Source organism: Dietzia cercidiphylli (genome assembly GCF_014145145.1).
Taxonomy (GTDB): Bacteria; Actinomycetota; Actinomycetes; order Mycobacteriales; family Mycobacteriaceae; genus Dietzia; species Dietzia natronolimnaea.
Genome location: NZ_JAALEA010000110.1, coordinates 1 through 9,148 on the forward strand (window position 1 = coordinate 1; position 9,148 = coordinate 9,148).

Below are 9,148 nucleotides of genomic sequence, written 5' to 3' on the forward strand. Positions count from 1 at the left end.
ACGTTCGTCTTCCCCATCATCATGGGGCTCAACCCGCAGCTCGCGATCCTCTTCTCCGGCGTGTGCACGCTGCTGTTCCTGGCGATCGTCAAGGGGCAGGTCCCCAGCTACCTGGGCACCTCGGTGGCGTTCGTCGGGGCGGTCGCGGCGATCCGCGCGCAGGGCGGTACGAGCGCGGAGGTCACCGGCGCGATGCTGGTGGCGGGTGCGACCCTCGCCGTGGTCGGCGTCATCGTGCACGTGGTGGGCGGGCGCGTGGTCACCGCCGTGCTGCCCCCGGTCGTCACCGGCGCCGTGGTGATGCTGCTGGGCTTCAACCTGGCACCCGTGGTGGCCGAGACCTACTGGCCGCAGGACCAGTGGGTGGCGCTGACGGTGATGGTCGCGCTGATCCTGATGACGGTGGGTCTGAAGGGCTTCGCCGGCCGGATCGCGATCTTCCTCGCGCTGATCTTCGGCTACGTCCTGTCCTGGGTGCTCGACCTGGTGACCGGTCCGATCACCTCGTTCAGCGCCACCGCCGGCGAGGTGACCGAGCACCTGCGGGTGGACTGGTCGGGCGTCGGGGACGCGCCGTGGCTCGGGTTGCCGCCCATGACCGACGAGGCCGCGGGCGTGGTGGGCATCCACGCGCCCGACTTCTCCCTGGCGTTCGTGCTGCTGATCGTCCCCGGGATCATCGCCCTGATCGCCGAGAACGCGGGTCACGTCAAGGCGATCGGCGAGATCACGCGCACCGAGACCGACGGCCTGATGGGCCGCGCCCTGGCCGCCGACGGTGCGGGCACCGTCCTGGCCACCTCGTTCGGCGGATCGGCGACGACGACGTACGCCGAGAACATCGGGGTGATGGCCGCGACCAAGGTCTACTCCACGGCCGCGTACGTGGTGGCGGCGCTGACCGCGATCCTCCTGGGCTGCTCGCCCAAGCTGGGCGCGGTGATCTCGGCGACGCCCGGCGGCGTGCTGGGCGGGATCACCGTGGTGCTCTACGGGATGATCGGCCTGCTCGGGGCGAAGATCTGGAAGGAGAACCGGGTCGACTTCGGCAACCCGCTCAACCTGGTCCCGGTGGCGGCGGGCGTGGTGATCGCCGTGGGCGATACGACCCTGACCGTGACGGACGACTTCCAGCTCGGCGGGATCGCGCTCGGCACCCTCGTGGTGGTGCTGGGGTACCACCTCGCCCGGCTGATCGCGCCGCAGTTGAGAGCGCAGGCCGAGCGCGACGAGATCCACGAGCTCACCCTCCTCGGGCCGAACCCGGAGGTGGAGGTGCCGGAGAGGTAGACGGCGGGGTGGCGCTCACGCGCCTACACTCGACCAGAACGCCCGGCAGATCGGAGGTGCGCGTGACCGCGACCGACATCCCGAGCCCTCGGCCGCGCCCCGACGGCGCGCGGCCGGCCACCCCGTTGCTCATCGACACCTTCGGTCGCACCGGGCGGGACCTGCGCGTGTCGCTGACGGAGAAGTGCTCCCTGCGCTGCACGTACTGCATGCCGGAGGAGGGGCTGCCGCCCATCCCGGAGGCCGCACGCATGACCACCGACGAGGTGATCCGGCTGGTCACGCTGGCGCATCACGACCTCGGGGTCCGCGAGGTGCGCTTCACCGGCGGCGAACCCCTGATGCGGCAGGACCTCGAGAGGATCGTCGCCGGGACCCGGGAGGCGTGCCCTGACCTTCCGGTCGCCCTCACCACCAACGGCGTGGGCCTCGAGCACCGGGTGGGCGCACTGGTCGAGGCCGGGCTCGACCGGATCAACATCTCCCTGGACACGGTCGACCGCCTCGAGTTCGCCGAGCTCACCCGTCGCGACCGGCTGCCGTCGGTGCTCCGCGGGGTCCGTGCCGCGGTCGAGGCGGGACTCGCCCCGGTCAAGGTCAACGCCGTGCCGATGAGGGCCACCCTGCCGGGGGCTCCCGACCTGCTGGAATGGGCTCTCGAGGAGGGCGTGCAGCTGCGGTTCATCGAGGAGATGCCGCTCGACGCCGACAACACCTGGTCCAGGGTCGAGATGGTCACGGCGCAGGAGCTGCTCGACGTGTTGGGTGCGCGCTTCGACCTGGTGCCCGCCGGTCGCGAGGACCCGTCCGCCCCGGCCGAACTGTGGGAGGTGGCCGGACGCTCGGTCGCGGGGTCCCCGGCCCACGTCGGGGTGATCGCCACCGTCACCCGCAACTTCTGCGCGGCCTGTGACCGGACGCGGCTGACCGCCGAGGGGACCGTGAGATCCTGCTTGTTCAGTGATGACGAGACCGACGTGTTGGGTGTGTTGCGCTCCGGGGCGCAGGACGCGGAGATCGCCCGGGTGTGGCGCGGGGCGATGTGGGGTAAGCAGGCCGGACACGGCATCGGTGGGACGGCGTTCCACCGGCCGCGCCGGTCGATGGGCGCCATAGGCGGATGACGTGTCACCGAAAGCGGCGGCGGCGCGTCGGGGGCACGGGCTAGAGTCGACACCGTGAGCAGGACATCGAGAATGATCACCGTGGGGTACTACGCGGCGGCCGAGGACGCGGCCGGCACCGCCCGCGAGCGCCTCCACACGGACGCGACGACCATCGGTGAACTGGCCCGGGAGGTCTGCGAGAGGCACGGTGAGCCGTTGGCCAGCATCGTCACGGTGTCGTCCTTCCTCATCGGCGAGGAGACCACGCGCGACCCCCTCGCCTCGATCGACGGGGTCTCCGTGATCGACATCCTGCCCCCCTTCGCCGGGGGTTGACCGGTGGGTCGGCGTCAGGGGATCGCGGTGGTGGGCGTGGCCCTGGTGTGCTCCGGGCTCGCGTGTGCGACCGAGAAACCGGAGGCCACCGCGACCGTCTCGCTCGGCGTGGCCGCCGCGCCGTCGTTGTCCGTCGCGTTCACCGACCTCATCCAGATCTTCGAGGAGGAGAATCCCGGGGTCCGGGTCCACCTCGAACTGGGGCGGTCGGACGAGATCGCCGAGGGGCTGTCCGACCGCACGGACCTCAACGTCTTCGCCTCCGCGAGCGAGGAGGTGATGGACCTCGCCGTGGCACAGGGAGCCGCCGCGGAACCGCAGATCTTCGCCCGGAACCACGTGGTCGTGGCGGTACCGTCCGGAAACCCCCAAGGCGTGCGCGGACTGGGCGACCTGTCCCGCCCGGACCTGCGCGTGGGCCTGTGTGCGCCGGACACCCCGTGCGGCAGGGCGACCGAGAAGGTGCTCTCCGTCTCGGCGGTAGAGCCGACGAACGTCACATGGGAAGAGGGGTCCCGCGCGCTCAGTGCCCGGCTCGCGGACAACGAGATGGACGTCGGGATCGTCTACCGCACTGACGTCGCGAGCTCGCACGGGTGGGTGGCGCCCGTCAGTCCCGAGGGTCGCGAGCGGGACCTGATGCGGTCGGCGGGAACGACCCGGTACGTCCTGGCCCGCGTCCCCAGCGGGGAGAGCGGGCCCGGGGGCGAGGCCGAACGGGTGGCGGCCGACCGTTTCCGCGAGCTCGTGACCTCCGAACGCGGCCGCCGGACCTTCGAGGGTGCCGGACTGGACGCGCTGCCGGAGTGACCCGGGGTACTGAAACCCGGGTTCTCGACGTCACGCGGTGAGGCATCGCCCGCTGAGCCGACCCGTGATGGCCGACCTCTCGACGTAGGGCTGACGCCAGGTGCGGCCGTCGGAGGAGGAGTCGCGGTTGTCACCCAGGAGGAGATAGTGCCCGGCCGGGACGTGGAAGTCACCGCGGTAGTACGACGACGAGGCGTACAACTCCTCGAGGGGTACGCCGTCCACGCGGACCGCGCCGCCGTCGATCTCGATGCGCTCGCCGGGCAGGCCGACCACCCTCTTGAGCACGCGGCCGACCACCTCGGCGTGATCCACCACGACCAGGTCGCCCCGGCGGATCGGTGTGGACCGGCGGAGCGACCTGGTGAGAACGAGCCGCCCGGCACGCAGGGTCGGTTCCATTGAGTCGGATCGGACGCGGGTGAGCCACCACATCAGGGCGCGTGCTCGTGGTGGTCGTGACCGTGGTGGTCGTGGTCGTGCCCCTCGGCGTACTTGAAGAATCGCACGTAGGCGTCCATGTACTCGCGGGCGGCGACGAGGTCGTCGGGGTCGAAGCCCCTGAGCGCGATGGCGTGGTCGAAACGACGCTCGAGCTCGTCCCACCGGTCCTCGTCGACCAGGCCCCTGAGGGGCTCGATGCTGCCGAGCTCCAGCGCCTCGTCGGCGGCCACCACCCGAGGGTCGACGCCGGCACCGGCGGGCGCGAGTCCGCTGAAGCCGGCGCCCTCGCCCGCGCGGTGCACGCGGACCAAGGTCTCGAGAAACCACCTGTCGGCGACCTCCCTGGTCTCGCCGCCCGCGACCCGGACGCGCCGGACCTTGTCGAAGACGGCGCGGACCTCGTCCTCGCCCCCGGGGTGGACCCACTTGAGGGCGACATTGACGTTGCCGCTGTCGAGGGCACGGCGGCCGTCGGTGACGGCCGGGCCGTCCTCGGTGTCGCAGTGGGCGGAGGCCTCACGGACGACGAGTCCGAGCAGCGTGCCGAAGATCGAGGTGACGTTCATGACGGGGTCCTTTCCCTGGTCTGAACTGGTACGTCTCAGACGGTAGCGCCCGAACGGGAGGGTTCCCATGACCTAGGTCAAGCCCCGCCCGCCCGCTCCTCCAGTCCCTCCGGATCGAGCAGGTCGACCTCGGCTCCGCGCACCTCGACAAGACCCTCGCGCCCGAGCGCGGCGAGTCGGCGGCTCAGGGTCTCGGGGATGGTGCCGAGGTAGGTGGCCACGTCCTTCTTGGACATCGGCAGTCGCACCGTCACCACCCCGTCGACGCCTCGGACGGCGGGCAGGTCGAGCAGATATGAGGCGAGACGTGCGCCGACGTCGGCCAGCGTGCGGGCCGCGAGCATCCGCTCGGTGGACTCCAGGCGGATGGCGAGCGAGCGCAGCATGGATGCGCCGATGTCCGGGTATCGGTTCAGGAGCCCGGCCAGCGAACCGTGCTCGAAGACGCACATCGTCGTGGGGTCGAGCGCGACGCAGTCGTTCTCCGGACGTGTCCCGGTGAGGAAGCCGCTCTCGCCCTCGACGTCGCCGGGGCCGAGGAGGCGCAGCGTGGCCTCGCGGCCGTCCTCCGCCGTGCGGCCCACCTTGACCAGCCCCTCGTGCACCACGAGCAATCGCGGCGACGACTGCCCCGCGCGCACGATCCACTCGCCGCGCTCGACGCGGAGCGGACGCGCCATCGAGGCCACCTCGGCCTGCTGCCGGGGTGAGAGCCGGGCGAAGAGCGGCACCGCCGCGACGCATGACTCGGCGTGCTGGTGGTCGTGAGAGGGGGTCATCGGGTCCCATTGTGACCGCGGGTGCTCCCTCGCGTGGGGCTGATCGTGAGCGCGGCGGTCGTCGGGCACACCCGCGGGACTAGACCAGCCAGTCGTTGGGGGCGAAGAGCTCGGCGTGAATCCGCTGTTCGGGCACGCCGGCCTCGATGAACGTCGCGCGCACCGACTGGAGGAAGCCGGTGGGCCCACACAGGAAGACGTGTGCGCCCGCCGGGAGCTCGACGGAGGAGAGGTCCATGACGCCGTGGTGGACCGCGCCCGGTCCGGCGGTCGTGTCCGCGCCGTGCTCGTACCAGGTGTGCACCTCGGCGTCGGCGAGCAGCGAGGACTCGCCGGCCACCTCATCGGCCAGAACGTGCTGGTCGGGCGAGCGGTCCGCGTGCAGGATCAGCACGCGCCGGGGATCGTCGGTCGCCGACAGGTGAGCGATCATGCCGAGCATCGGGGTGATGCCGATCCCGGCCGAGCACAGGACGACCGGTGCCGCGTCCGGGCCCGACCCGGTTCCCGCGGCGTCCAGGACCAGGTCACCGAACGGCAGCGTGACCTGGAGCGTGGTGCCGACCCGGGCGTGGGCGTGCAGCCACCCGGAGACCTCACCGGCGGGGCACGGACCCGCGCCACCGGAGACCGCGTCGACCCGGCGGATGCCGATCCGCCACGTGCCCGACCCCGGCGCCGCCGACAGCGAGTACTGACGCAACTGACGCGCGCCGTCGGGCAGCACCACGCCGACGGAGGTGTACTGGCCGGGTCGGAAGTCCGGCAGGTCGCCACCGTCGGGACCGCCGAGGGTCAGCACGGTGACGGAGTCGGTGACGTCCTCCCGGCCCAGGACGACGGCGGTCCGGAAGACGTCTCCCGGCTCGACCCGGGCCTCGGCGTAGAGGGCGTTCTCGAAGTCCACCAGGACGCCGGCCATGATCCAGTACACCTCGTCCCACGCGGCCGCGATCTCCGGGGTGATCGCCTCGCCCAGCACCTCCACGATCGCGGCGAAGAGGTTGTCGTGGACCACCTGGTACTGGTCGGCGGTGATCCCGAGGCTCGCGTGCTTGTGGCCGATCCGGGCGAGCATGTCGACCGGGCTCCTCCCGTCCACCAGCAGTGTCGCGAAGGTGGCGATGGAGGCGGCGAGTGCGCGCTGCTGGGCGCCCAGCTTCTGGTTGCCGCGGTTGAAGGTGTCGCGAAGCAGTTCGGGGTGGTTGCCGAACATCGTGCGGTAGAACACCGGGGTGATCTCGTCGATGTGCGCCCCGATGACCGGGAGCGTCTCGCGGATGATCGGGACGTTGTGCGGCGAGAGCTCCCGCGGGTGGGCGAGGATCGTCTCGAGCGAGGTGAGTGACGTGGTCATGCGGATCTCCTCCAGTGGGCGCGACGGGGTCGCCCGGGCATCCTGAGGGGCCGGGCTGCGATGGGGTGTGGGTCGGTGGTCGCCGACCGGTCAGGGGGCGGGGCCCAGGCTGAGCAGGACCTGCCGGGTCGGGGTGTGGACGATGCCCGCGACGGTGAGTGGATCGAGGGCGGCGAAGAACGCCTCGCGGGCCTCGGCCAGGGCTCGACGGAGGCTGCAGTTGCCGGCCAGCGGGCAGGGCGCCGGGCCCTCGCACTGCACGACCTCGCCCGGTCCCTCGAGCTCACGCAGCAGCTGCCCGACGGACGCCTGACGACCGGCCTCGGTGATCGCGAGACCACCGCCCCGGCCCCGCCGGGACTCGACGAGGCCGAGCTCCACGAGCCGGGAGACGGTCTTGGCCACGTGGCTCGTCGACGCGTTCACCGACTCGGCGATGCCCCCGGCGGTCATCCGGTCCCCGCGCCCGTCGGCCACGGCGAGACGCATGAGGGCGCGGAGCGCGAGATCGGAGAACCTGGACAACTGCACGAGGCCGAGCGTGCCATATTGCGAACCGCCGGAGCGCATTTGTCCGCAGTGATCTCAAATACGTTCTGAGCTGGGCATTTGGCGGGCGTGTCACCAGCAGGAACGCGGGGTTCCCCTCACCGTCGCGGCCTGTCGGACCCTCGGCGGAGCACCTCGGCGGGGGTGGGGGAGGGCGCGGCTAGGATCGATCCCCATGGCAGCCTCCCTCCTCGTCGCCGGCACCACGTCGGATGCCGGCAAGAGCGTGGTGGTGACGGCGCTGTGCCGGGCGTTCGCCCGGCGGGGCGTCAGGGTCGCGCCGTTCAAGGCGCAGAACATGTCCAACAACTCGATGGTCGTCCGGGGGCCGGCGGGCTTCGGGGAGATCGGGCGCGCGCAGTGGATCCAGGCCCTCGCGGCACGCGCCGAGCCCGAGGTGGCGATGAACCCGGTGCTGCTCAAGCCGGGCGGCGACCGGCGCAGCCACGTGGTGGTGATGGGCCGCCCCGCCGGGACGGTCTCGTCCAGGGACTTCGTCGACGGTCGCGTGCATCTTGCCACCGCCGCCCATGCCGCATACGACGACCTGGCCGACCGGGTCGACCTGGTGCTGTGCGAGGGCGCGGGCAGTCCTGCCGAGATCAACCTCCGTGCCGGTGACTACGTCAACATGGGCCTGGCCCGTCACGCCGACATGCCGGTGGTCGTGGTGGGCGACATCGACCGCGGCGGGGTCTTCGCCGCGATGTACGGCACGGTGGCACTCCTGGAGCCGGCTGACCAGCGGCTCGTCGCAGGCTTCGTCGTCAACAAGTTCCGCGGTGACCCCTCGCTCCTCGGACCGGGGCTGGACCACCTCGAGGCGCTCACCGGACGGCGGGTCCACGGAGTGCTGCCCTGGAGCCCCGACGTGTGGCTCGACTCCGAGGACGCGCTGGACATCGGCGGTCGCCGCGCCGACGCCGGCCGGGCGTTGCGGGTCGCCGTGATCCGGCTGCCCCGGATCAGCAACGTCACCGATGTCGACGCGCTGGGGCTGGAGCCGGACGTCGACGTGGAGTTCGTCACCGACCCCCGGACCGTCCGGGGCGCGGACCTGGTGGTCCTGCCCGGCACGCGCGCGACGATCGACGACCTGGCCTGGCTCCGCTCCCGCGGTCTGGACCGCGCGGTGATCGACCACGCCCACGCCGGGGGGTCGGTGTTCGGCATCTGCGGTGGCTTCCAGATGCTCGGCCGACTCGTCCGGGACCCGGAGGGGGTGGAGGGTCCCGAGGGCGCGGAGGTCGACGGGCTCGGGCTGCTGGACGTGGAGACGGAGTTCGGGCCGGAGAAGGTCCTGCGGCTGCCCACCGGGGAGGCGCTCGGTCACGCGGCGGCCGGGTACGAGATCCACCACGGGCGGATCGGCCTCGGCGCGGACCCCGAGTTCCTCGGGGGTGCGAGGCGCGACGGTGTGGCGGGCACCATGTGGCACGGGAGCCTCGAGTCCGACGGGTTCCGTCAGGCCTACCTCGCGGAGGTGGCGGCCCGTGTCGGCCGGGTCCGCGAACCCTCCGGTGTGGACTTCGCCGCCGCACGCGAGAGGCGACTGGACCTGCTGGGTGATCTGGCGGAGGAGCACCTCGACCTGGACGCCCTGCTGGAGCTGGCCCGCGAGGGCGCGCCGGAGATGCCGTCCCTGCCGCCGGGGTCGGAGCGGTGATCCTCGTCCTGGGTGGGACCGCTGAGGCGCGGGAGCTGGCGAGACTGCTGCAGGACGCGGGTCACGAGTTCTGCTCGTCCCTGGCGGGGAGGGTGGCGCGTCCGCGCCTGCCCGTGGGCCGGGTCCGGATCGGCGGCTTCGGCGGGGTCGAGGGGCTCCGCGACCACCTCTCCACGCAGGGGGTCCGCGTGGTCGTGGACGCCACGCACCCGTTCGCCGCGGGGATCTCCGCTCACGCCGCCGCC

11 protein-coding genes are annotated in these 9,148 nt (G+C 72.0%); 6 read left to right on the forward strand and 5 right to left on the reverse strand.

The genetic code is table 11. The features are described 5' to 3' along the window. The 4 genes from G6028_RS04770 to G6028_RS04785 all read left to right on the forward strand — a co-directional run. A partial coding sequence (locus G6028_RS04770) for a uracil-xanthine permease family protein (RefSeq protein WP_182658205.1) occupies positions 1 to 1,290 on the forward strand: 1,290 nt, incomplete at its 5' end. A gap of 62 nt (positions 1,291 to 1,352) precedes the next feature. Then, entirely contained in the window at positions 1,353 to 2,414 is a 1,062-nt protein-coding gene (gene moaA / locus G6028_RS04775) for a GTP 3',8-cyclase MoaA (protein ID WP_338404149.1), read from the forward strand. Positions 2,415 to 2,468: 54 nt separating this feature from the next. Continuing rightward, the gene (locus G6028_RS04780; protein ID WP_259847878.1) at positions 2,469 to 2,732 is read left to right on the forward strand and encodes a ubiquitin family protein; all 264 of its coding nucleotides are present in this window, start codon (positions 2,469 to 2,471) and stop codon (positions 2,730 to 2,732) included. Between the two features lie 3 nt (positions 2,733 to 2,735). Then, positions 2,736 to 3,542 (forward strand): substrate-binding domain-containing protein, encoded by an 807-nt coding sequence (locus G6028_RS04785; protein WP_182658206.1) that lies wholly within the window; start codon positions 2,736 to 2,738, stop codon positions 3,540 to 3,542. A gap of 30 nt (positions 3,543 to 3,572) precedes the next feature. Here the strand turns inward: G6028_RS04785 and lepB are convergent, their stop codons facing one another. The 5 genes from lepB to G6028_RS04810 all read right to left on the reverse strand — a co-directional run bounded on the left by lepB (position 3,573) and on the right by G6028_RS04810 (position 7,219). After that, positions 3,573 to 3,977 carry a signal peptidase I gene (gene lepB, locus G6028_RS04790; RefSeq protein ID WP_277817570.1) on the reverse strand — a complete coding sequence of 135 codons (405 nt, stop codon included), beginning with the start codon at positions 3,975 to 3,977 and terminating at the stop codon, positions 3,573 to 3,575. Then, positions 3,977 to 4,552, reverse strand: a complete 576-nt coding sequence (locus G6028_RS04795) for a DUF6448 family protein (protein ID WP_182610283.1) — start codon at positions 4,550 to 4,552, stop codon at positions 3,977 to 3,979. Before G6028_RS04795 ends, lepB begins: the two co-directional genes overlap by 1 nt. 77 nt (positions 4,553 to 4,629) lie before the next feature. Continuing rightward, entirely contained in the window at positions 4,630 to 5,331 is a 702-nt protein-coding gene (locus G6028_RS04800) for a Crp/Fnr family transcriptional regulator (protein WP_182658208.1), read from the reverse strand. Between the two features lie 79 nt (positions 5,332 to 5,410). Beyond that, positions 5,411 to 6,688, reverse strand: coding sequence for a globin domain-containing protein (locus G6028_RS04805; protein ID WP_182658209.1), 1,278 nt, complete (start codon positions 6,686 to 6,688; stop codon positions 5,411 to 5,413). A 90-nt stretch (positions 6,689 to 6,778) separates the two neighbouring features. Beyond that, entirely contained in the window at positions 6,779 to 7,219 is a 441-nt protein-coding gene (locus tag G6028_RS04810) for an Rrf2 family transcriptional regulator (protein ID WP_182658210.1), read from the reverse strand. A 193-nt stretch (positions 7,220 to 7,412) separates the two neighbouring features. Here G6028_RS04810 and G6028_RS04815 point away from each other — a divergent pair, with 193 nt between their 5' ends. Together G6028_RS04815 and G6028_RS04820 are read left to right on the forward strand one after the other, a co-directional pair. Beyond that, positions 7,413 to 8,903 carry a cobyric acid synthase gene (locus G6028_RS04815; protein ID WP_182658211.1) on the forward strand — a complete coding sequence of 497 codons (1,491 nt, stop codon included), beginning with the start codon at positions 7,413 to 7,415 and terminating at the stop codon, positions 8,901 to 8,903. Further along, the coding region (locus tag G6028_RS04820; RefSeq protein ID WP_182658212.1) for a precorrin-6A/cobalt-precorrin-6A reductase at positions 8,900 to 9,148 on the forward strand (249 nt) is incomplete at its 3' end. The genes G6028_RS04815 and G6028_RS04820, both read left to right, overlap by 4 nt.

What these genes read in the sequence shown, in the direction of transcription:
- lepB (WP_277817570.1), bottom strand. Translation starts at nt 3,977, where the DNA reads ATGTGGTGGCTCACCCGCGTCCGATCCGACTCAATGGAACCGACCCTG.
- G6028_RS04795 (WP_182610283.1), bottom strand. Translation starts at nt 4,552, where the DNA reads ATGAACGTCACCTCGATCTTCGGCACGCTGCTCGGACTCGTCGTCCGT.
- G6028_RS04800 (WP_182658208.1), bottom strand. Translation starts at nt 5,331, where the DNA reads ATGACCCCCTCTCACGACCACCAGCACGCCGAGTCATGCGTCGCGGCG.
- G6028_RS04805 (WP_182658209.1), bottom strand. Translation starts at nt 6,688, where the DNA reads ATGACCACGTCACTCACCTCGCTCGAGACGATCCTCGCCCACCCGCGG.
- G6028_RS04815 (WP_182658211.1), top strand. Translation starts at nt 7,413, where the DNA reads ATGGCAGCCTCCCTCCTCGTCGCCGGCACCACGTCGGATGCCGGCAAG.